This window comes from Enterococcus sp. AZ091 (genome assembly GCF_051714805.1).
Lineage (GTDB): Bacteria > Bacillota > Bacilli > Lactobacillales > Enterococcaceae > Enterococcus_D > Enterococcus_D gallinarum.
Genome location: NZ_JBIOSO010000001.1, coordinates 1,531,531 through 1,554,834 on the forward strand (window position 1 = coordinate 1,531,531; position 23,304 = coordinate 1,554,834).

The following is a 23,304-nucleotide window of genomic DNA, read 5'->3' on the forward strand; positions in this document are numbered from 1 at the left end:
TTCCCTTCTATGTATACTTAGGTATCTGATTAGAATAACAAATTTCCAGCATGCAGGCTATTGGGATTTGCTATTGGTTCGCAAATGAAAGGGGAGAATGAAAATTAATATACTGAGGAAGTTGTGGGTTTTAGGAGCAGTATTTATGCTGGTTAGCTCCTATTTCACATCCATAATCGTTAGAGCAGAAACTATTAATGGGGCAGCTATTCTATCTGCCAAAATCATATCAGATGATTCTGAGCAGCCACAGCTATTACTAGATGTCGCACTCACGAATCAAACAAATGAGCCCATAAAAAAAGAAATAAGAATGGATCATGCCAAGCTAAAAGAAGTAGAAGAAAAACAAGAGGGATACGGTTATCAAATTAAACACAATACCCTCTATCTGACAATAGAGCCTCAACTAAATCAGACCATTCAACTGACGCTGCCCGTTGAGAAAAATTCTTTTTTGACCGAGCAAGCACCAGAATTAATTTACGAAGGTCAGATCCAAAAGGTCTCTGTTGTCATGCCGCAGGCAACAAAGGAAAAACCGACTGACACCCAGGACAATACTTCTAGAGCAGAAACGGATGCTGTAAAGGAAACAGCTGCTACAGATACACATTCAGCAGAATCCGAAGAGTCAAAATCAATAAATCCATCAAATACCAACGAAACGCTGACAGAAAACAGAGAAACAGAAGGACCTGAAGCATCTGAAGCATCTGAAAGATCAACAGCTGCAGATGAAGTGATAAAACCTTTTTCACTCCCTAGCGTTGCTTCTGATCCAGTGTTCGATCGCAGTCATAAAGCAATCCTCCCTCAGTATACGACAGATGCGTCAGGAACCTATCCGACAGCAAGCTGGCAACCGACTGGGAATCAGAATGTGCGCAACCATCAAGGAAACAAAGACGGAGCTGCACAATGGGATGGGCAAACGGAATGGAACGGGGAACCAACGAACAAAACCAATTCCTATATTGAATATGGTGGGACTGGTTCCCAAGCAGACTATGCCATTCGCAAGTATGCCAAAGAGACCACGACACCTGGATTATTTGATGTATACCTAAATATTCGCGGAAATGTCCAAAAGGAGATCGCACCGTTAGATTTGGTTTTAGTAGTTGACTGGTCAGGTAGTATGAATGACAACAATCGAATTGGCGAGGTCCAAAAAGGGGTGGATCGATTTGTAGATACGCTAGCAGAAAGTGGAATCACAGACAACATTCATATGGGCTATGTTGGGTATTCAAGTGATGGATACAAGAATGATTCGGTCGCGATGGGCCCCTTTGATTCGGTCAAAAATGCCATTAAGACGATTACTCCAAGCAGTACTACTGGGGGAACCTTCACGCAAAAAGCCCTGCGAGATGCCGGAAACATGTTGGCAACACCAAATGGACACAAAAAAGTGATTGTTCTACTGACAGATGGTGTTCCCACTTTTTCCTACCAAGTCAGCAAAGTTCAAACAGAAACGAATGGCAGCTATTACGGCACCCAATTTACCAATAGACAAGACCAGCCGGGCAGTACTTCTCGTATTTCTAACAGCTACTATGCTCCAGACCAAAGAAATACCAATAAATTGATCAACAGTACGTTTATCGCAACTATTGGTGAAGCAATGGCATTAAAGCAGCGAGGAATTGAAATTCATGGATTAGGCATTCAACTGCAAAGTGATACTAATGCGGGATTATCCAAACAAGAAGTAGAAAACAAGATGCGGCAAATGGTGTCTGCGGATGAGAATGGTGATCTTTACTATGAATCAGCCGATCATGCACCGGATATTTCTGATTATCTCGCGAGAAAAGCGGTTCAGATATCTGGAACTGTGGCAAACGGCAAAGTAACCGATCCGATTGCTGAACCGTTTAGTTACGAACCAAATACATTAACAGTCAAAAGTGTCGGGTCCCTTCAAGTACAAGCCATGCCCACACTCTCATTTGAAGGGAACACCGTTCGTAGTGATGAAATTTATTTAGGGAAAGATCAAGAAATTCAGATCCATTATCAAGTCAGGATCCAGACAGAATCAGCAACGTTCAAACCTGATTTCTGGTACCCGATGAATGGCAGAACAACCTTCCAACCAGTAGCAACAGCAGATGAAGTGGTAGATTTTGGAGTGCCATCGGGGAAAGCACCAGGAGTCAAGCTTGATTTCAAAAAAATCTGGGAAGAATATGATCATGATCCGAGCAGCCGCCCAGAAAATGTTATCTATGAAGTGACCAGAAAACAAGTTTCAGATACGACAAATTGGCAAACAGGCTACATCAAGATTTCGCAACCGTCAAATGATACCGGAAGCTTATGGGAACGCACTAGTGTAACACAGCTTTCAAAGTCAGCAGATGATGCCTATGCCGAAACCTTAGGTCTACCCAAATACAATAATCGGGGACAAGATTTCAGCTATCAAACGACTCGAGAGCTAACTGTCCCCGGTTATGAGCAAGAAAAAGTAGATGAAACAACGTGGAAAAACACGAAACAGTTTCAGCCATTAGCACTTAAAGTGATCAAAAACTCTTCTGCTGGCGAAAAAAATCTGGTAGGTGCTGTGTTTGAATTAACTGGCAAAAATGGCCGTACGACATTGATCGATAATCAAGATGGCAGCTACTCCTTGCCGCAAAATGTCCGACTGCAAAAAGGTGAAACCTATACTCTCACAGAAGTGCAAGCTCCTGCTGGACATGAACGTGGGAAAACAACTTGGCAAATCGAAGTCACTTCAGAGGGAATTGTGACAATCGATGGGGATGAGGTTTCTACAGAAGAACAAGTGATCACACTGACCGTGGTTAATCAATTTTCAGAATTGCCAATCGGCATTCGCAAGTATACGCTGCAAGACGGGAATGAAGTAAATTTATCTGGGGCAACATTTTCGTTGCAAAAGAAAAATTCTTCAGACCGTTATCAAACGATCGCTACGGAAAAAACAACGGATTCAGGGGTAGCCCATTTTATATTGGATCAGCCAGGTCAATACCGAATGGTCGAAGATTCAGGTCCATTGGGGTATGACACGATCGCCGGCAACTATGAATTTACGGTGGATAAATATGGAAAGATTCACTACGACGGCAAAAATGTGGATAAACAAAGTAAAGAATGGACGTTGAATCATCAAAACCAGTTAAAAGCCTTTGACTTGACCGTCCACAAAAAGGCCGACGATCAGACGCCATTAAAAGGGGCGGAATTCCGTTTGACGGGTCCAAATACAGACATTGAACGATCAGGAGAAGAGACGGATACGTTTGTCTTTGATCAGTTACAGCCGGGAAAATATGTCTTGACGGAAACATATACGCCAGAAGGGTATCAAGGATTGAAAGAGCCAATTGAAATTGTGATCAATGAAGATGGCTCAGTACAGATTGCTGGCGAAGAAGTCGCTGATGTGTTAGTTGCTGGAGAAAAAAACAACCAGATTACACTAGATGTGACCAATCAGGCGAAAGTTCCACTGCCGGAAACAGGTGGAAGTGGTCGATTAGGGATTTATCTACTCGCCTTTAGTTCGATCGCCATCGCTGGTATCTACTTATACCTCCAGCGATTAGAAAGGAGGGGGTAGCGGATGAAAAGCATGCGTTGGTTTAGTGTATGCATTTTTCTAGTTGTGTTACTAGGTTTCTCCCAACAAGTTTCAGCAGGAGAAATGCAAGCGAATGTTCGCATCACGTTACACAAGTTACTATTTCCTGAAGGGCAGTTACCCCAGGAACAAATCAATTCCGGAGAAGGTACATTGCTTCAAGCTTACCGCGGTTTAAATGATGTCACCTATCACGTATACGATGTCACCGATTCTTTCTATCAATTACGGGCAGATGGTGAATCGGTGGAAGCTGCGCAAAGAAAGTTGGCTGAGCAAGGTCCTGCAGCCGGATCCCTGATTGCCGAAGGAAAGACCGAGAAGATCCAAGGAGAAGATGGTTTACTTAGCTTCACATTAGCAGCCAAGGACAGCCAGCAGCGGGATAAGGTCTATTTATTCGTGGAAGCAGAGGCTCCTAATGTCGTGAAAGAGAAAGCCGGAAACTTGGTCGTTGTTTTGCCAGTTCTTGATCAGAAAGGGAATCAAATGACCACGATTCATTTGTACCCAAAAAATGAAGAGAAGGCATACGATTTGCCGCCTCTTGAAAAAGAAGTGCAGTCCAAAACCTCTGATTTTACCTATGGCGAGAGAGTGGATTATCAGCTGTCAACACATATCCCAGAAAATATCTTGGATTACCAACAATTCCAACTATCGGATACAGCAGATTCTGCCTTATTTCTCTTACCAGAAACGATCACAGTAAAAGTAGGAACATCCGTTATGACAGGATATACACTTCAAACAACGGATCATGGCTTTGTCCTGGATTTCTCTATTCAGCAGCTAGAAAAATTTGCCAATCAAAAATTGCAAGTCTCTTACCAAATGAAAGTAATGAATGCAGAGCCTGACACAGAGATCGTAAATGAAGGGCAATTGCTGACAGATAAACATACCATCAACAAAAAAGTTGACATACGGACTGGTGGGAAACGGTTCGTCAAAAGAGATAGTCAAGATCCGCAGCGAACATTGGCAAATGCCGTATTCGTCGTAAAAAATCAAACGGGAGCCTATTTGCATGAATCAGCCAATGGTTATCAATGGCAAAGAGAAAAAGCGGGAGCTAAACGATTCACTTCTGATCAAGCCGGAGAATTTTCCGTCAAAGGGTTAAAAGATGGCCACTATTTCTTGGAAGAAATCCAAGCCCCCAAAAATTACTTGCTTAATCAAAAAGCCATTCCGTTTGTGGTTGAAAAAAATTCCTATACAACAAATGGAAAAGCAGCTACCCCACTGGCAATCATCAACAAGAAACATACTGGTTTTTTACCAAAGACTAATGAGCAACAAGCAACAGGATTGATCTTAGCCGGTGTAGCATTGATAGGTTTTGTCATTGCTGGGCTGATTGACCAAAAACAAAAACGAGGAGAAAGAAAATGAAACAAGCAAAAAAAGTATGGTACTTATTAAGTACGCTATTACTAACATTACCTGTTTTTATCAATGGGTTGGGTACAGCAGCTTATGCTGAGGAAAATGCAAGCAATGCCCAAATCGTCATTCATAAAAAGAAAATGACCGATCTTCCGGATCCGCTCATTCAAAATAGTGGGAAAGAGATGAGTGATTTTGATCAATATCAAGGTCTTGCAGATGTCACTTTCCGCATTTATAATGTGACGTCAGAATTTTATGCGCAACGAGCAGCCGGGGCAACTGTCGAAGCTGCAAAACAAGCAGTTCAAGGTCTAACCCCAGGTTCGCCAATAGCTGAAGGTATAACAGATGCAGATGGCAATATTAACGTAAATGTACCGAAAAAACAAAACGACAAAGATGCTGTCTACGTCATCAAAGAAGAACCAAAATCTGGGGTAGCGGCTGCTGCCAATATGGTCATTGCCTTCCCGGTTTATGAGATGATCAAGCAATCAGACGGCTCGTATAACTATGGGACAGAAGAATTATCTACGGTTCATGTTTACCCCAAAAATATCGTTTCAAATGATGGGGCATTACATGTGAAAAAAAGAGGTACTGCTGAAAATGAATCGTTGAATGGTGCAGAATTCGTACTCTCAAAAAATGAAGGTTCCCCAAGTACGACCAAGTATATTCAAGGGGTAAAAGATGGTCTCCACACTTGGACAACCGACAAAGGACAAGCAAAGCATTTTATTACTGGTAAAAGCTATGGAATCGGCGAAGATGATTTTACAGAATCTGAAGAGAAAACTGGTGAACTAACGGTGAAGAATCTTGAAGTGGGTTCCTATACGCTTGAAGAGGTCAAAGCACCGAACAATGCTGAATTGATTGATGATCAAACAAAGACACCCTTCACTATTGAAGCGGATAATCAAACCCCAGTAGAAAAAACCGTTAAAAATGATACATCAAACGTTGAAAAAACAACGCCTAATTTAAACGGCAAAGATGTAGCGATTGGTGAAAAGATCAAGTACAAGATTGCGGTCAATATTCCATTAGGTATTGCTGATAAAGAAGGAAATGCCAATAAATACAACAAATTTAACTTAGTAGATACCCATGATGATGCATTGACCTTTGACAATACACCTTCAGGAGATACAGCCTATGCTCTTTATGATGGTGATACACTGATCGCATCTGAAAACTATCAAGTAACTGAACAGACAAATGGCTTCACCGTCGCTGTCGATCCAGCGTTCATCCCTTCTTTAACACCAGGAGGTACATTAAAATTTGTTTACTTCATGCATCTAAATGAAAAAGCAGATCCAACGAAAGGCTTTAAAAACGAAGCCAATGTTGATAATGGTCATACCAATGACCAAACGCCACCAACAGTAGAAGTCGTCACCGGTGGGAAACGATTTATCAAAGTCGATGGGGATGTTTCATCCACGCAAGCTCTAGCAGGTGCCTCTTTCGTTGTACGTGATCAAAATAGTGAGGGTGCAAACTATTTGAAGGTCGATGAAGCAGCGAAAACAGTGACTTGGGTGGCAAACAAAGCAGATGCAACAACATTCACGACGCAAGCTGATGGTCTAGTCGTCATTACTGGACTAAAATATGGTTCCTATTATTTGGAAGAAACTGCAGCGCCAGAAAATTATGTATTACTAACAAATCGAATCCAATTTACAGTGGATGAGCATTCTTACGGAACCACAGAAGAATTAGTTGCTCCTGAAAAAGTGCCTAACAAACACAAAGGAACATTGCCTTCTACAGGCGGAAAAGGCATCTATCTTTATTTAGGCAGCGGTACGCTGATCTTGATCATTGTGGGTTTGTATTTCATGAAACGAAAAGAAACTCGTTGAGTTTCTGTTTTGCTAGATTTTCACTTCTAGAAAAATTGGCAGCCTCAAAAGCAGATCTCAGCTATTTCGACCTAGTCAGATAAAAACGGGAGGTTGCAACAGACGTGGTCCGCTTCAAGAAATAAGAAAGGATTTTCAAAAATAGCTTTTCCCATTTTTTTGAAAAGCTATTTTTGAAGAAGCTGATTCTAACCGCTTGTTGAACCACTTGTTCGGAAAACGGAGCTGTGACAAGTCTTTTGTCACAGCTCCTTTAATTTTTTTGAGGAGGAAACGATGAAACAAAAAAGAGGACACCAGATAGTCGATCGATTGATGATCCTTTTGTTGTTGATTGGTGTAGGGATTTTTTCCTACCCATTCATTAGCGATGCACTGAATAATTATTTGGACCAACAGATCATTGCGCATTACCAAGCAGAAGCAAATCAAGAAAATGCCGCCGCAATGGCGAAGTTGCAAGCGCAGATCGACAAAAATCAACAGTTAGCCAAAGAAGGCGGCTCCCCCGGACTGGATCCATTCTCTGAAGCAGAGAAAATCAGTAAAAAACCAGATAAATCGTATTTTGAAAGCCATACGATCGGTGTGTTAACGATCCCCAAAATCAATGTACGAGTCCCTATTTTTGACAAGACCAATTCAGCATTGTTGGAAAAAGGCAGCTCATTACTGGAAGGGACTTCTTTTCCTACAGGAGGCAAAAATACCCACGCCGTCATTTCGGGTCATCGTGGATTGCCGCAAGCAAAACTATTTACTGATTTGCCAGAATTGCAGGAAGGCGATGAGTTTTATTTAGAAGTCTACGGCGAAACACTCGTTTATCAAGTCGATCAAATCAAAACTGTTGTCCCCACCGATACACAAGACCTTCAGATTGAATCTGGTAAAGATCTTGTCACATTGTTGACCTGCACTCCCTACATGATCAATAGTCATCGATTATTGGTAAGAGGACACCGGATTCCTTATCATCCGAAAGTCACTGATGACATAAAGAAAGTCAAACAGCAACAACAGCAGTTTCTGTGGATCCTCATTTTTACTGCCTGCGGCTTCCTCGTTTTTTGTATTTGGTGGTATAAGCGGCGAAAGAAAAAAACTGGGAACCCTCCAGTATCTAGCAGATAAAATGAGTTGGCTGATCAAAGAAACCCTGTTTTTAATAAAAAATTTTTTTGATTTACAGGGCATAAAGAAAGCTGATTTATTTGCTAGCCAGCACAACCTTTGTATCTCTTATGCTATCGAACCTGCCGTAAGACGTTAAGAGGATTGACAAAATATTCGTAAACGCTATAATGAGGGTGTATTAGTGGACAAGGACGTCTGCTGATCCTTTTGAAAACTAGCTATCAAAGAAGATACAATAAACGTATACTTATGAAGTGTCAGGGAAAGAGGTGTGAATCCTCTACAGACCTACCTACTGTATGGTGGATGAAACCAATAGAACCACAGAATGATTCTATTCTGGAAGGATTGGGAGTAAGAAGAAGCTAAGTCAGGATACCGGCTTGATAAGTCTATTCATTCTTTTGTAGGAAAAAGAAGGGGCTTCGACGATAACTGGCTTGATCTACTGTTAGTACTGTTAATGAACCACTTTTTCTATTAAAGGAAAAGTGGTTTTTTTTGTTTTTTGATACAAAGTAAAAGGAGGGATAGACAAACCGTAGGAAAGAAGAATAATCGATTTATCCGTAAGGGTTGGAAGAAAAATTCAAAAAAAGTTGAATGCGAGGAAAAAAAGATGAAAAAAATTCTAATGACGATCATGACCATCGGACTAGTTGCTGGGATTGGATTAGCGGGTTGCGGCAAACAAGAAAACGAAGCTACGGCTTCAACTGAGAAAACAGAACAAAATTTGCCGACGAAAGACCGTAGTGGGAAAGAGATCTCATTGCCTAAAGAGGCAACTAAAATCGTTTCACTGGTTCCATCAGTAACAGAAGTTATTGATGATATAGGAAAAACGAATGATTTGGTTGCTGTTGACATGCAAAGCGGGTCACTGAATGAAGCGCTTCAGGCATTACCTCAAATGGATATGATGGCGATTGATGCAGAAAAATTGATTGCATTGAAACCGCAAATCGTCTATGTGAATGACATTAATTTAGCAAGTTCTGAAAGTGTCTGGCAGCAAGTAGAAGATGCCGGGATCACGATTGTCAATATACCGACAAGTACCAGTATTCAAGCCATTAAAGAAGACGTCCAATTCATTGCTGATAGTTTGTCAGAGCATGAGAAAGGACAAAAACTAGTCGATAAGATGACTCAAGAAATTGATGATGTTGCAAAAATCGGCAAAACTATCAAGAATCAAAAGAGTGTTTTATTTGAAGTAGCTGCATTACCAGATATTTATAGTTTTGGAAGTGGGACATTTTTAAATGAAATGATCGAAACGATTGGTGCCAAAAATGTTCTAGCAAACGAGAAAGGCTGGCTTCCTGTCGGAGAAGAAGCAGCAATTGCTGCAAAACCCGATGTTATCCTAACGAATGTTGACTATATTGACGATCCGGCAAAAGAAATCTTGGAACGGAAAAATTGGGAAAAAGTACCTGCGGTTCAAAACAAAGAAGTATTTGCCATTGATAATCGATCGAGCTCTTTGCCAAATCACCACATGACAAAAGCTTTAAAGCAAATGGCAAAAGCCATTTATCCAGAAGCGTACAAGGATTTGAAAGATGAATAAAAAGCGTTTTCTCTTACTATTGATCGTCATTAGTTTGGGAATGCTCTTACTTGGCATCAAGATTGGCAGTGTGCCAATCTCCAGCAGTGATCTGTTCAACATTCTAGCAGGAAAGAAGATTTCTGAAGATGGTATTTTGGAAGGGATTATTTGGAATGTTCGTTTACCGCGAGTCGTGCTGGCATACTTAGTAGGTGCTGGGTTGGCTGTTAGTGGAACAGTGATGCAATCTCTTTTGGGAAACCCATTGGCTTCTTCCTATACATTAGGCGTTTCAGCGGGGGCTTCCCTCGGAGCAGCATTGATCATGGTCGCAGGTATATCAGCCACGATCATTGGCAGTCTATTATTACCTTTTACGGGCTTTCTCTTCGGGTTAACGACTGTTTTTCTTGTTTTACTATTTACTCGTACGATGGATCGCCAGATGTCCAATCAAACAGTCGTTTTAGTGGGAATGGTCATGACTTTATTTGTTGGTGCAATTTTAACGTTGATTACGGCGCTCTTTCAAGATTATTTAAAAGAACTCGTCTTTTGGCAAATGGGGAGCTTTTCCGGCAGTAATTGGACAAAAATCGTCATTTATTGCCCTATCGCTATCCTAAGTACATTATTTTTATGGGGTGACGCAAATAATTTGGATGTTCTGGGTTTAGGTGAGGAGCAAGCCATGCTTTCAGGAGTTGAAGTGAAAACTGTGAAGTTAAGAATCATACTTTTTGCAAGTTTACTGGCAGGAAGTGCCGTGTCGTTTGTTGGTGTGATTGGTTTTGTAGACTTGATCGCACCGCATATTGTTCGCCGTTATTTAGGTGCTACCCACCGGTGGCTAATCCCCGGATCGGCTCTATTAGGAGGGACATTGATGGTGCTAGGAGATACGATAGCACGGACGATCTTATCGCCAAGAGAAATACCAATTGGTGCGGTGACGGCGCTTATTGGCGCCCCATTCTTTTTGTATATTTATTTCCAAAAAAGGGGAGCTGTAGCATGATTCAATTAGAAAAAGCGGCAGTGACTCTGCAGCAATCTCGTATCTTAACAGACATTTCTTTAACCTTTCAGCAAGGAAGCAAGACCTGTATCTTGGGACCTAATGGCTGTGGGAAAACGACCTTGCTAAAAACGATTGCTGGCTTGATTCCTTATAAAGGGTCTGTCATGATTGATGGACAAGAAGTAGGCGGATTAAAAAGAAAATTCTTAGCTGATAAAGTTGCTATGATGAGTCAGTTTACAACGGTGGCCTTCGATTACACGGTCTATGAAACCGTCTTGATGGGGGCTTATCGCCAACAGTCACATCGTTTTTTGCCTATCGTCTCTAAACAAGAAAAAGAACGGGTTCTTCATTACCTAGAGACTGCTCATCTGATCGATATCAAAGATAAAGTTGTCAATCAACTCTCTGGAGGACAGCAACAACGTGTTTTTTTAGCCAAACTATTCCTGCAGGATCCCGAGATCATTTTATTAGATGAGCCTAATAATCATCTGGATATTCGCTATCAGCAAGAATTGATTCATCAGTTGAATGAATGGGGCACTCACTCTAAAAAAACAATTATTGGTGTGTTTCATGACATTCGTTTAGCACTGACATTGAGTGAAGAAATCGTTTTTATGAAAGAGGGGACTATTGCTGCGAAGGGCGATTTTCAAGACATCGCTTCGAAAGCGTTTCTTGAGCATATTTTTGATGTAGATATCGTCTCTTATTTTCAACACCAACATGAAGCTTGGAAAAATATCCAGTAACTTTTGACAAGTATTTTTTTAACAGGTAATATAAAAGAAAACACAATGACGTGTTTCAATAAATGGCAACGGAGCCTAAAGTTTTCGTGTATGACTACACGTGCTTTAGGCTTTTTTTATGGAGGAAAGTATGAAACGAATGATTCTTATGGGGGCGATAGGTTGCGGAAAAACAACTTTATGCCAAGCGCTGCAAGGGAAAGAATTGCGTTATGCCAAGACACAAGCAGTCGAATTCCATACAACGATGATTGATACACCAGGAGAGTTTATATTGCATCGTCAGTACTACAATGCCTTAAACGTCACAGCAGCTGAAGCTGATGTCATTGGCTTAGTACAGAGTGCTCTCGAGACAGAACAGATTTTTTCCCCAGGATTTGGTGGCATATTCCCTAAAAAAGTGATTGGCATTTTAACGAAAGTGGATTTAGTGAATGACCCCGATCAATTAGCACATATTCATCAGCAACTGAAAAATGCGGGGGCAAAGGAGATTTTTGAAGTATCTTCTGTAGAAAAAACGGGTTTACAAGAATTGATCAATTATTTAGAAGAGGATGAGGTATGATGAAAATTTATACAAAAACAGGGGACAAAGGTATGACCAAACTCGTGGGCAGTACCACAGTCGCTAAAGATTCCGATCGGGTAGAAAGTTATGGGACGATCGATGAATTGAATTCGTGGGTAGGGTATATCATCAGTCAACTACCTTCAGAAAATCAAGCCGTCAAAAATGAATTGAAACTTTTGCAAAATTTTCTTTTTGATGTAGGAACGGATTTATCAACACCAATAGAAGCCAAGCGTCCGTTTAAACTACAACCAGAAAGTGTCACTTGGTTAGAAGAAAGAATCGACTATTTTACTGCCGAATCTCCGGATATAGATCGGTTTATTTTACCCGGTGGCACACCAGAAGCTAGTATGGTCCATGTGGCGCGAACGATCGCTCGTCGTGGGGAACGCGCGATTGTTCGTCTAAACTGGACAGCCAAGATCAATGAGCAAGTGCTGATTTTTACGAATCGATTGTCAGATTACTTTTATGCATTGGCACGCTATCTCAATGTTCAAGCCAATGAACCGGATATTTTTTATGAAAGAGGAGAAAAGGTTTTCCATAAAATAAAAGAGGAGGGATTGTAGACAGTTGCTTTTCTAAGTAAGATGTGGTAAATTCCAAGTAGATTAAACGAATATTTTATGAAGAATATGAATGGAAGTCAGTGAAAATCTGGCACGGTCCCGCCACTGTGATAAAGCAGGGTTGCTTTTAAGTCAGGTCTTTTCAATTTTTCATTATTGGGCATACTGTTTCGAGGCAAAACAGGATGTTTCTTTCCAACGCTTGTGTTGAAAATCCAGCCCAAGATATTTGTGTTAATCCATATGTTCGCACGAAGGCGTGCGTCTAGGGAATTTTGGGCTGGTCTTTCAACGATGAAGGAGATTTCAGGTACAACGGTGTACTGCTAGATTCCCTTTTCTTATTGACAATCATTTAATGACGTTGTACTCTATTTGTAAGGTTTGGTGTACAATGGCGTATACATAATGAAGCAAAGACGCTTCAAACAGACGTTTTTCGTTTGTTTGAGGCGTTTTTTTGCTATTTTTTGATTAGGAGGAATCCATATGGAAACTATTCATTTTCCTACCCAAATATGGGCAGGGGAAGGGGCATTAACCAATCTTGAAAAGCTTCGAGAAAAAAGAGTTTTTGTGGTTACCGATCCATTCATGGTTGAATCAGGTTTTGTGGATCATTTAACGAAGCATTTGTCACACAACAAATACCTTATTTTTAGTGACATCGTACCAGATCCGCCGATTGACAAGATTGTTTCAGGTATCAAGCAATTGGTTGATTTTAAAGGAGATACGATTGTCGCTTTAGGCGGAGGTTCGGCGATTGATGCAGCAAAAGCAATGAAGTTTTTTGGAGAACAGACGATGAACATCAAAGTGGATCAATTCATTGCTGTACCAACAACGAGTGGGACCGGTTCAGAAGTCACCAATTTTTCTGTGATCACAATTGCTGAAACTGGAACAAAAATACCTTTGGTTACGGATGAGATCCAACCGGATGTGGCCATTTTAGATACAGCTTTAGTCATGAGTGTTCCCCCGAAGATTACCGCTGATACTGGAATGGACGTGTTGACTCACGTCATAGAAGCATACGTGTCGACAGAAGCAAATCCGATTGCAGATGCTCTATGTGAAAAAGTGGTTCGATTGGTTTTTGAAAACTTAGAAATAGCCTATCATGATGGCAACAATAAGCAAGCTCGAGAAAATATGCACCTAGCTTCTTGTATGGCCGGCATGGCCTTCAATGGAACCTCATTAGGGCTCAACCATGGGATCGCCCATGCGGCAGGAGCACGATTGCATGTACCCCATGGGCGTATGAATGCGATTTTGCTACCTGATGTGATTGCATTCAATAGTGGTTTGGCAAGTGGAAAAGTAACAAATGAAGCAACAGCAAAACGTTACGCACAGCTAGTTGATTGTATCTATTCTACGAAAACAACGAATGCTCGAATCGGCGTTCAGCAACTCATTCGACAAATCAAGCAATTGCGGAGAAAACTACAAATGCCAGCTTCTTTTACTGAATATGGATTAACAAAAGCGGAAGTACGTGAGAATAGTGAGAAAATCGCGAGTGCTGCTCTGATAGATGGCTGCACGAGAACGAATCCCATTCAGCCAACAAAAGAAGAAGTCATAGAAATTTTGAACTCTGTCTTATAAGCGATTGACAGGATGTAGCCAATAAAATATAATGTGGGTAGCACAACGGCGTGCTTCAAAATTTAAGAGCAAAGAAGCTCCTTAGTAGAAAGCGAAAGTGGAATCTTTACGTTTTTTATTGAGGATTTTTTATTTGCTAAATTAAGGGAGCGAGTCTTGTTGGAAGAAAAACAACGAATGATTCAAGAATATGTTCCTGGGAAACAAGTCACATTGGCGCATATCATTGCAAGTCCCAATAAAGAGATTTATACAAAGTTGGGGTTACCTGAAGGAACAAGCAATGCGCTAGGAATTTTAACGATCACCCCGAGTGAAGCAGCAATCATCGCAGTGGATATTGCAACGAAAAGCGGGGATATCCAAATCGGTTTCATCGATCGGTTTTCTGGTTCGGTCGTTATTTCAGGAGATGTTAGTTCGGTTGAGGCGGCTTTACAAGCAGTAATCGAAGGATTGCAACAGATTTTAAATTTCTCCGTAACTTGTAAAATCACTAGAACATAGTCTCGAACGGACAAGGGCGTGAAGAGAATGGATGGACGAATTGTAATAGTCGATGATGAACCTATTACGAGATTGGATATTCGTGATATTGTGGCAGAGGCAGGATATGAAGTGGTCGGTGAAGCGGCAGATGGATTTGAAGCGATTGAAGTTTGTAAAAAGACACGTCCTGATTTAGTGATTATGGACATCCAAATGCCAATTTTAGATGGTTTAAAAGCTGGTAAGAAGATCGTTCAAGACCAGCTAGCCAGTAGTATTGTCTTTTTGTCCGCCTATAGTGATGTCCAGAATACGGAAAAGGCAAAGAAACTCGGTGCACTAGGTTATTTAGTCAAGCCATTAGATGAAAAGTCGTTGATACCTACAATTGAAATGAGCATTGAACGAGGAAAACAGACGCAATCTTTACTAAGTCAAATCGATAAATTAAGTTTGAAGTTGGAAGAACGAAAAATTATCGAAAAAGCCAAGGGGATCCTTGTTAAGGAGAATCATATTACTGAAGAGGAAGCCTATCAAATGTTAAGGACATTAAGTATGAATAAACGAGCGCGGATGGGTGAAATTGCTGAACTAATTGTAATGGATGATGAGTAGATGAAACGATTAGCGCAATTATGTAGACAATATACCAATCTATCTGAGTCAGATATCAAAGAGTTACAACGAACAGCAAACTATCTTTCTTCAACAACACTCTACCAAAGTGCGGATGTATTCATTGATGTGTATAAAGAAATGTCGCAACAAGCATTAGTCGTTTATCACAAACCACCTACAAAAGCAGACTCTTTATACAGTGGTGATGTTGTTGGTATGGAAGCATTGTTAGAAAATGAACCAGGTGTGTTGCGAACCATGCAAACAAGCTTGAACAGTATCGGCCTGCTAGCTGTGACGCAAGAAAATCGGTTGATCAAGCAAAATATTTATCCGATTCGAAATGAGCATCGAACAATTGGTGTCATTATTGTTGAGATGGCAGCAGATGGAGAGATTCAAGCAGATCTGCATAAGGAAGAGCTGAATCATTGCCAATTAGCTAAAGTGGCGAAATCAACGAGTCAAGTAGATGCGTTGTTTATTGATCAATTAGCTGAAGCTGTTTTGATTTTTGATGCAGCGGGTCATCTATTGATTACCAATAATAATGCACAGGAATTGTATCGAAAATTGGGCTATCGCGATAATATTATTGGTATGAGCTATGATAATTTGTCCATTGACTACACGACATTTGAGTATGTTCTTTACCAAATGAGGTATAAAGTCAGCAATCAACCAATTGAAAGCAACACAACTTACTTGAATTATTATTTTAAAATCCGCAAAGTTTGGCTGGAATCCGAAGCGCAATTAGTGATGATCATTCAAGATAACACGGAATTCAAAGAAAAAGAAGCCGAAATCATTTCCAAATCAGTTGCGATTCGTGAAATTCATCATCGTGTCAAAAATAATTTGCAATCTGTTGTCTCTTTATTGCGTATTCAAGAACGAAGAACACAGAGCTTAGAAGCAAAAAAGGTCCTTCATGAAAGTGTGAACCGAATCATGGCCATTGCGGCCACCCATGAATTGCTGTCCAAACAGGTCAAGGACGACGTGGCATTACGGCAAACATTGGAAGCAGTGATGTATAATTTTCGGCATCTTTTTCAAGGGGCACAATCGTTAGAAATGACCATGGATGTGGATCCAGCAATTATGGTTTCCAGTGAGCAAATGGTGACGATCTCTTTGATCGTCAACGAACTGCTGCAAAATATTTTCGATCATGCGTTTGATTCACCAGCTAGCGGCGTTGTGAAAGTGATTGGAACATTAGATAACAAAATGATTACTATCACAGTGATGGATAACGGTAAAGGCTATGATGTTCATCAAAAGAATGAGAATAGTTTGGGCTTAATGATTGTAAAAAGCTATGTTAAGGACAAACTAAAGGGAAAAATTATGATAGAATCAAATGATCAGGGGACCAAAACCTGTTTTTATTTCGAACAGAACACCAGTGATGTTGTTCAGTGATTAAGCAAAGGCGCTTAAAGAAAAGTAGAAAGAAATTTTCTACGAATTCTTTAGGCGCTTTTTTGTATGCAAAAGGAGGGAAAACATGTCTAAGGAGACACTCTTGACGGTTGGGATCGATTTAGGGACATCCACAACGCAACTCGTATTGTCGGAATTGACGGTTGAAAACTTTGCTTCGGCTTTTACAGTTCCCCGAATCTCCATCTCCAATAAAAAAGTCATTTATCGGAGTGATATCATCTTTACACCTTTATTGAATCAGACAGAGATTGATGCAGAACCGATCAATGAATTTGTCGCGGAACAGTATCGTAAAGCTGGGATTAAAAAGCAAGATATCCAGATGGGTGCCGTCATCATCACCGGTGAAACAGCCAGAAAGGCCAATGCGAATAAAGTTTTAGACGCATTAAGCGGGTATGCTGGGGATTTTGTCGTCGCAACGGCAGGCCCAGACCTAGAAAGCATTATTGCTGGAAAAGGAGCAGGAGCCCAAACGTTTTCGGAGAGCAAACGAAAACCAGTCGTTAATTTGGATATCGGTGGTGGAACGACCAATTTAGCTGTTTTTAAAGATGGCGAGGTCATAGACACGGCTTGCTTTGATATTGGTGGTCGGTTGATCAAAGTCGATAAACAGCAGCGAGTCACTTATCTCGCACCAAAAATCCAAGAAATAATTAGGAAAAAAGAGCTTTCTCTTACCATTGGGGATCAGGTGACGGAAGCAACTCTCAAGCCGATTCTTTTAGAACTTGTTCATGTCTTGGAAAACAGTGTGGGTTTAGGAGAAAAAAGTCCTTTCTTTGATTTATTAGTGACCAACCATCCCCTCAAAAGGAATGAAGAAATCCCGCTTGTCACATTTTCCGGTGGGGTGGCGGACTGCTTTGTTGCCGAAGAAAAGGAGCCATTCAAATTCGGGGACATCGGCTTGCTATTAGGAAAATATCTCCGCCAGTCGCTGATTTTTTCGGAAAAAGAAGTGCTTCAAAGCAATGAAACGATTCGTGCAACTGTGGTTGGCGCAGGCTCCCATACGGCTGAAATCAGTGGCAGTACGATTGCTTATCGCGAACAGATTTTACCTATAAAAAATATCCCCATTTTGAAATTAGCCAAAGAAGATGAAGAATTGGCGGCTTCCGAATTGAGTGAGCGGATTCGAGAAAAGCTCAATTGGCATACAACAGAAGGGACACCCCAAGTGGCTTTGGCCATCAGAGGGGATAAAAATCCGACTTTTGACGACATTCAGCGATATGGAAAAGGAATCGTGGCAGGTTTGGACAGTCTAGTGAAAGAAGCCATTCCTATCATTGTTATGGTGGACGAAGATATGGCTAAAGCTTTGGGCCATGCGTTAAGTGCCAATTTACCTCCAGAATATCCTTTCATCTGTATCGATTCTGTCAAGGTGGAAAATGGCGACTATGCGGATATCGGCCTACCAGTTGCAGAAGGTGCAGTCCTGCCTGTGATTGTTAAGACATTAGTATTTAATTAAAAAGGAGCGACACGGATATGATTTTAAAAACCAAATTATTTGGCAACGTATACCAATTTACGTCAGTGAAAGAAGTATTAGCTAAAGCAAATGAAGAAAAGTCAGGTGACAAACTAGCTGGCGTTGCAGCAAATTCTGCAGAAGAGCGGGTGGCGGCAAAAGTTGTTCTAGCTGAGCTGACATTAAATGATTTGTTCAATCATCCTGTTGTCGATTATGACGAAGATGAAGTGACACGGATTATTATCGATCAAGTCAATATGCGAATTTTTGAGAGTATCAAACATTGGACAGTAGCTGAACTAAGGGAGTTTATCTTGTCTTCAGAAACGACTGATTTCGATATCAAACGTATTTCTCGCGGCTTGACTTCAGAAATGGTTGCTGCTGTATGTAAGCTAATGTCGAATATGGATTTAATCGTCGGTGCCAAAAAAATTCACATCGAAAAAACTGCGAACACGACCATTGGCCGCCCGGGAACATTCTCCAATCGGTTACAGCCGAATCATCCAACAGATAATGTAGATGGCATTATGGCTTCTGTCATGGAAGGACTTTCTTATGGAGCAGGTGATGCTTTGATTGGCTTGAATCCAGTAGATGATTCCACAGAAAGTGTCAAACGAATTCTAAATAAATTTGAAGAATTTCGGAGTGAATGGGAAATCCCAACACAAACCTGTGTTTTAGCTCATGTGACCACACAAATGGAAGCCATTCGGCAAGGGGCACCTACAGGGCTAGTCTTCCAGTCCATTGCTGGTTCTGAAAAAGGGAATACCGCATTTGGCTTAAATGCCGCTATCTTGGAAGAAGCACAAGATTTGGCATTACACAGTGGGCAAGCGGCTGGACCGAATGTAATGTATTTTGAAACCGGACAAGGTTCTGAACTTTCTTCTGAAGCCAACTTTGGTGCTGATCAAGTAACGATGGAAGCACGTTGTTATGGACTAGCGAAAAAATTTGACCCTTACATCGTTAATACAGTAGTTGGTTTCATCGGACCTGAATATTTATATGATTCAAAACAAGTAATTCGCGCTGGGTTAGAAGATCACTTTATGGGGAAATTGACTGGAATATCAATGGGATGTGATGTATGTTACACCAACCACATGAAAGCGGATCAAAATGACATGGAAAATCTGGCTATGTTGCTGGCAACAGCAGGATGTACCTATATTATGGGGATCCCTCATGGCGATGATGTCATGTTGAATTATCAAACAACAGGCTTCCATGAAACTGCTACGATCCGTGAGACGTTAGGGCTACGACCAATTAAGGAATTTGAAGAGTGGATGGAAAAGATGGGCTTTATGGAGAATGGCAAGCTGACCAGTTGCGCTGGAGATGCATCTGTTTTTATTAAATAAACGAGGTGAGTACACGAATGAATGAAAAAGAATTAAAAGAAATGATCGTTGGCATTTTGTCCGAAATGGTGGACGACCATGTAGCGCCTGCAACTGTTCTTACAGAAGAAAAACCAGCAACTCAAATGACAGAAACTGCTGAAATAGAAACAGGGATGATACCTGATATCACAGAAGTTGATTTACGGAAACAATTATTGCTAAAAGGAGCAAAAGATCCAGAAGGATTATTGAAAATGAAAGCTTACACACCAGCGAGATTAGGGGTTGGGCGTACAGGCACCCGCTACTTGACACCTTCTACACTGCGTTTTCGTGCGGATCATGCAGCAGCACAAGATGCTGTCTTTTCAGATGTCAGTGAAGAGTTAGTGAAAGAAATGGGCTTTATTGCTACAAAAACGATTTGTACGAGCAAAGATGAATACCTTACGCGACCAGACTACGGACGACAATTCGATGAAGAAAACTGTGAGATCATTCGCAAAAATACAACACCGAAAGCAAAAGTGCAAATGGTTGTTGGCGATGGCTTGAGTTCAGCTGCAATCGAGGCCAATGTCAAAGAAGTTTTGCCTGCCATCAAACAAGGATTGAAAATGTATGGATTAGATTTTGATCAAGTTCTCTTTGTAAAATATTGTCGCGTTCCAGCAATGGATAAAATTGGTGAAATCACAGATGCAGATGTTGTTTGTCTATTAGTAGGAGAACGTCCAGGATTGGTAACGGCAGAGTCGATGAGTGCGTATATTGCATATAAGCCAACTGTCGGTATGCCGGAAGCCCGACGAACAGTGATCTCAAACATTCATCGTGGTGGTACTCCAGCGGTTGAAGCAGGCGCTTATATTGCTGAAGTTATCAAAAAAATGCTCGATAAGAAAAAATCGGGTATTGATTTGAAAGAAGCAGAGTAAAGGAGGAAGGACATGAAAAATGATCGTTTAGGTGCCAACGTATTAAGCATGAAAGTCATTCCCAACGTGGATCCAGCTTTGGCCAAAGAGTTATCGTTAAAGCCAGAACATCGATCCCTAGGAATTGTGACTTCTGATTGTGATGATGTGACATACGTTGCACTGGATGAAGCAACAAAAGCGGCGGATGTCGAAGTCGTTTACGGAAAAAGTATGTATGCTGGAGCCGGAAATGCATCAACGAAGCTTGCCGGTGAAGTGATAGGCATCATTGCGGGACCCAGTCCAGCAGAAATCAATAGTGGATTAAGTGTGATAAACCAAGTCATTGAAGAAGAGGCAAGCTTTTATAGTGCCAATGACGACGATAGTATCGTATATTTTGCACACGTTGTTTCTAGAACTGGTAGTTTTCTTTCTGAACAAGCTAATATCCCAGAAGGCGAAGCAATTGCTTACCTTATTGCACCACCATTAGAAGCGATGGTTGCTTTAGATGCTGCCATGAAGGCTGCAGATGTGCAAATGGGCGTCTTTTATGGCCCACCTTCTGAAACAAATTTTGGTGGGGCATTGTTGACAGGAAGTCAATCTGCCTGTAAAGCTGCTTGTAGTGCATTTGAACAGGCAGTACAGAATATTGCCGATAATCCATTGGGTTATTAAGGATGTGTAGCAGATGAAAGCATTAGGTATGGTCGAGGTACGGGGCTTCTTAGGTGCCATCAGTGTGGCAGATGCAGCCGTTAAAGCAGCTGATGTCACATTATTAAAAGCGGAAATTATTCATGGTGGATTAACAACCGTCGAAGTTATTGGTGATGTGGCAGCCGTCAATGCAGCAGTAGAAGTGGGTGTTGAAGTAGCTAAGGAGCTGAATTGCTTGATAGCACACCACGTCATTTCTCGAGTGGATGCCCAAACAGAGATCATTTTGTCTGATTTAGAGCCAAAAAAAGAATCGCAATCAGAAGTAAAGACAGAACCACAAACAGACCCAATATCAGATCTACAAACACAAACAGAATCTAAAGTGACACTGCCAAACACTGAATCAGAATCAAGAGTGATGCCAGAGCCTAAAGATAATTCTGACGCAGTGCCATCAGTGCTAGAAACCAAAGCATCAGACAAAGTACCTGTTGTCGATGCCGCTCAATTAAAAGAACTACAACGTAAACGAGTAGTGGATTTACGCAAACAAGCATACAAAATGAATTTGAGCACATTAAAGAAAAGTGAAATCAAATTAGCAAATAAAGAATCGTTGATCCAAGCAATTATGGCAGAAATAGAAAGAAGTGAAGACGAGTGGAATTAGTAGATAAAGATTTACGTTCCATCCAAGAAACAAGAAATTTGATCAGAAAAGCCAAGGAAGCGCAGCAAGAGTTAGCAACATTCTCACAAACACAAATCGACGCAATCGTAAAAGCTGTGTCTGAGGCCACCTTTGCCCAACGAGAAAAACTAGCAAAAATGGCCCATGAGGAAACAGGTTTTGGTATTTATGAGGACAAGATCATCAAAAATGCCTTTGCTTCAAAGGTCGTTTATGACGAGCTGAAAGATAAAGCGACTGTGGGCGTGATTCATGATGATGCGGCTAAAAAGGTCACAGAAATCGCTGTACCAGTAGGTGTGATTGCTGGACTTATTCCTTCGACCAATCCTACGTCAACAGTCATTTATAAAGCGCTGATTTCCTTAAAAGCAGCAAATAGCATTGTGTTTTCCCCCCATCCCAATGCACTAAAATCGATTGTTGCCACTGTTGAGATCATTCAACAAGCAGCAACAGCGGCAGGTGCCCCTGAAGGCTGTGTCTCGGTCATTCAAACACCTACAATGCAAGCAACAAGTGAATTGATGAAAAATAGCGATACGAACTTAATCTTGGCAACTGGCGGCAATGCAATGGTCAAAGCTGCGTATTCCTCTGGAACACCCGCAATCGGAGTGGGGCCTGGGAATGGTCCAGCCTATATTGAACGAAGTGCTAATATTCCTCATGCAGTTAAGCAAATCATGGACTCTAAGACATTTGATAATGGAACCATTTGTGCTTCTGAACAATCCATTATTGTAGAAAATGTCAATCGTGAAGCGGTCAAAGAAGAATTGATCAAGCAAGGGGCTTATTTCTTGAGTACAGACGAAGCGGATAAGTTAGCTAAATTTATCTTACGACCAAATGGAACAATGAATCCGCAAATCGTCGGTCGCTCGGTTCAACATATCGCATCCCTAGTTGGTTTGGCTATACCGCAAGATCGTCGCTTGATTGTGGCTGAAGAAACCCATGTTGGATTGAAGTATCCATTTTCAAGAGAAAAATTGGCACCAATCATCGCTTTTTATACAGTGGAGAATTGGGAAGCTGCTTGTACTTTATCGATTGAGATCCTTAAAGGTGAAGGTGCAGGCCACACAATGGGCATCCACACTGAAAATAAGGAAGTCATTCGAGCATTTGGTGCCAAAAAGCCCGTATCGCGATTGCTTGTCAATACATCTGGAACACTTGGTGGTATTGGCGCATCAACGAATTTAGTTCCAGCACTGACTCTCGGCTGCGGCTCTGTTGGAGGAAGTTCAACTTCAGACAATATTGGTGTTGAAAATTTATTCAACTTACGTAGAGTTGCTTATGGCGTTCGTGATCTAGAGGATATTCGTCGAGAATTTAGTCAGACAACGATCACACCAAACACAGCTATCACGGATAACAAAGAGGAGTTGATCAATACGATCATCGCTCAAGTAATGGATCGGCTTAAATAAGCCATCTCAACAAGC

19 protein-coding genes and 2 riboswitches are annotated in these 23,304 nt (G+C 41.2%); all 19 genes read left to right on the forward strand.

Annotated features, from left to right (window positions below):
• Positions 1–97 precede the first annotated feature (97 nt).
• The 19 genes from IGJ28_RS07700 to IGJ28_RS07790 all read left to right on the forward strand — a co-directional run bounded on the left by IGJ28_RS07700 (position 98) and on the right by IGJ28_RS07790 (position 23,289).
• Positions 98–3,607 (forward strand): vWA domain-containing protein, encoded by a 3,510-nt coding sequence (locus tag IGJ28_RS07700; RefSeq protein WP_195972115.1) that lies wholly within the window; start codon positions 98–100, stop codon positions 3,605–3,607.
• A gap of 3 nt (positions 3,608–3,610) precedes the next feature.
• Complete coding sequence (locus tag IGJ28_RS07705) at positions 3,611–5,026, forward strand: SpaH/EbpB family LPXTG-anchored major pilin (RefSeq protein WP_252712352.1); 1,416 nt, start codon at positions 3,611–3,613, stop codon at positions 5,024–5,026.
• Entirely contained in the window at positions 5,023–6,900 is a 1,878-nt protein-coding gene (locus tag IGJ28_RS07710; protein WP_252712351.1) for a SpaH/EbpB family LPXTG-anchored major pilin, read from the forward strand. The genes IGJ28_RS07705 and IGJ28_RS07710 overlap by 4 nt, the downstream gene beginning before the upstream one ends.
• 276 nt (positions 6,901–7,176) lie before the next feature.
• Positions 7,177–8,034, forward strand: coding sequence for a class C sortase (locus IGJ28_RS07715; RefSeq protein ID WP_113850063.1), 858 nt, complete (start codon positions 7,177–7,179; stop codon positions 8,032–8,034).
• 238 nt (positions 8,035–8,272) lie between these two features.
• Positions 8,273–8,438: riboswitch (cobalamin riboswitch) on the forward strand.
• Positions 8,439–8,656: 218 nt separating this feature from the next.
• A complete protein-coding gene (locus IGJ28_RS07720) occupies positions 8,657–9,616 on the forward strand; it encodes an ABC transporter substrate-binding protein (protein WP_252712350.1) in 960 nt (319 codons plus the stop codon).
• Positions 9,609–10,616: a FecCD family ABC transporter permease gene (locus IGJ28_RS07725; protein WP_002345869.1), complete on the forward strand. Its 1,008-nt coding sequence runs from the start codon at positions 9,609–9,611 to the stop codon at positions 10,614–10,616. The genes IGJ28_RS07720 and IGJ28_RS07725 overlap by 8 nt, the downstream gene beginning before the upstream one ends.
• Positions 10,613–11,380: an ABC transporter ATP-binding protein gene (locus tag IGJ28_RS07730; RefSeq protein WP_041119380.1), complete on the forward strand. Its 768-nt coding sequence runs from the start codon at positions 10,613–10,615 to the stop codon at positions 11,378–11,380. The genes IGJ28_RS07725 and IGJ28_RS07730 overlap by 4 nt, the downstream gene beginning before the upstream one ends.
• A 130-nt stretch (positions 11,381–11,510) precedes the next feature.
• Entirely contained in the window at positions 11,511–11,951 is a 441-nt protein-coding gene (locus IGJ28_RS07735; RefSeq protein ID WP_002345867.1) for a EutP/PduV family microcompartment system protein, read from the forward strand.
• Positions 11,951–12,532, forward strand: a complete 582-nt coding sequence (locus IGJ28_RS07740) for a cob(I)yrinic acid a,c-diamide adenosyltransferase (protein ID WP_041119595.1) — start codon at positions 11,951–11,953, stop codon at positions 12,530–12,532. The genes IGJ28_RS07735 and IGJ28_RS07740 overlap by 1 nt, the downstream gene beginning before the upstream one ends.
• Before the next feature lie 44 nt (positions 12,533–12,576).
• A riboswitch (adenosylcobalamin (AdoCbl) riboswitch) is annotated at positions 12,577–12,726 on the forward strand.
• A 295-nt stretch (positions 12,727–13,021) separates the two neighbouring features.
• Positions 13,022–14,152 (forward strand): 1-propanol dehydrogenase PduQ, encoded by a 1,131-nt coding sequence (locus tag IGJ28_RS07745; RefSeq protein WP_438845318.1) that lies wholly within the window; start codon positions 13,022–13,024, stop codon positions 14,150–14,152.
• Between the two features lie 159 nt (positions 14,153–14,311).
• Positions 14,312–14,659: an ethanolamine utilization microcompartment protein EutS gene (eutS, locus tag IGJ28_RS07750; RefSeq protein ID WP_002345864.1), complete on the forward strand. Its 348-nt coding sequence runs from the start codon at positions 14,312–14,314 to the stop codon at positions 14,657–14,659.
• 27 nt (positions 14,660–14,686) lie between these two features.
• Positions 14,687–15,259 carry an ANTAR domain-containing response regulator gene (locus IGJ28_RS07755; protein WP_041119376.1) on the forward strand — a complete coding sequence of 191 codons (573 nt, stop codon included), beginning with the start codon at positions 14,687–14,689 and terminating at the stop codon, positions 15,257–15,259.
• Positions 15,260–16,693, forward strand: coding sequence for a sensor histidine kinase (locus IGJ28_RS07760; RefSeq protein WP_041119374.1), 1,434 nt, complete (start codon positions 15,260–15,262; stop codon positions 16,691–16,693).
• An 85-nt stretch (positions 16,694–16,778) separates the two neighbouring features.
• Positions 16,779–18,203: an ethanolamine ammonia-lyase reactivating factor EutA gene (gene eutA, locus IGJ28_RS07765; protein ID WP_103301274.1), complete on the forward strand. Its 1,425-nt coding sequence runs from the start codon at positions 16,779–16,781 to the stop codon at positions 18,201–18,203.
• A gap of 17 nt (positions 18,204–18,220) precedes the next feature.
• Complete coding sequence (locus IGJ28_RS07770) at positions 18,221–19,585, forward strand: ethanolamine ammonia-lyase subunit EutB (protein WP_002345860.1); 1,365 nt, start codon at positions 18,221–18,223, stop codon at positions 19,583–19,585.
• 17 nt (positions 19,586–19,602) lie between these two features.
• A complete protein-coding gene (gene eutC / locus IGJ28_RS07775; RefSeq protein ID WP_208775192.1) occupies positions 19,603–20,505 on the forward strand; it encodes an ethanolamine ammonia-lyase subunit EutC in 903 nt (300 codons plus the stop codon).
• A 12-nt stretch (positions 20,506–20,517) separates the two neighbouring features.
• A complete protein-coding gene (gene eutL, locus IGJ28_RS07780; RefSeq protein WP_002345858.1) occupies positions 20,518–21,171 on the forward strand; it encodes an ethanolamine utilization microcompartment protein EutL in 654 nt (217 codons plus the stop codon).
• A gap of 13 nt (positions 21,172–21,184) precedes the next feature.
• Positions 21,185–21,826 (forward strand): BMC domain-containing protein, encoded by a 642-nt coding sequence (locus IGJ28_RS07785; RefSeq protein ID WP_171918045.1) that lies wholly within the window; start codon positions 21,185–21,187, stop codon positions 21,824–21,826.
• Positions 21,817–23,289, forward strand: a complete 1,473-nt coding sequence (locus IGJ28_RS07790) for an acetaldehyde dehydrogenase (acetylating) (protein WP_252712346.1) — start codon at positions 21,817–21,819, stop codon at positions 23,287–23,289. Before IGJ28_RS07785 ends, IGJ28_RS07790 begins: the two co-directional genes overlap by 10 nt.
• The last annotated feature ends 15 nt before the right edge of the window (positions 23,290–23,304 follow it).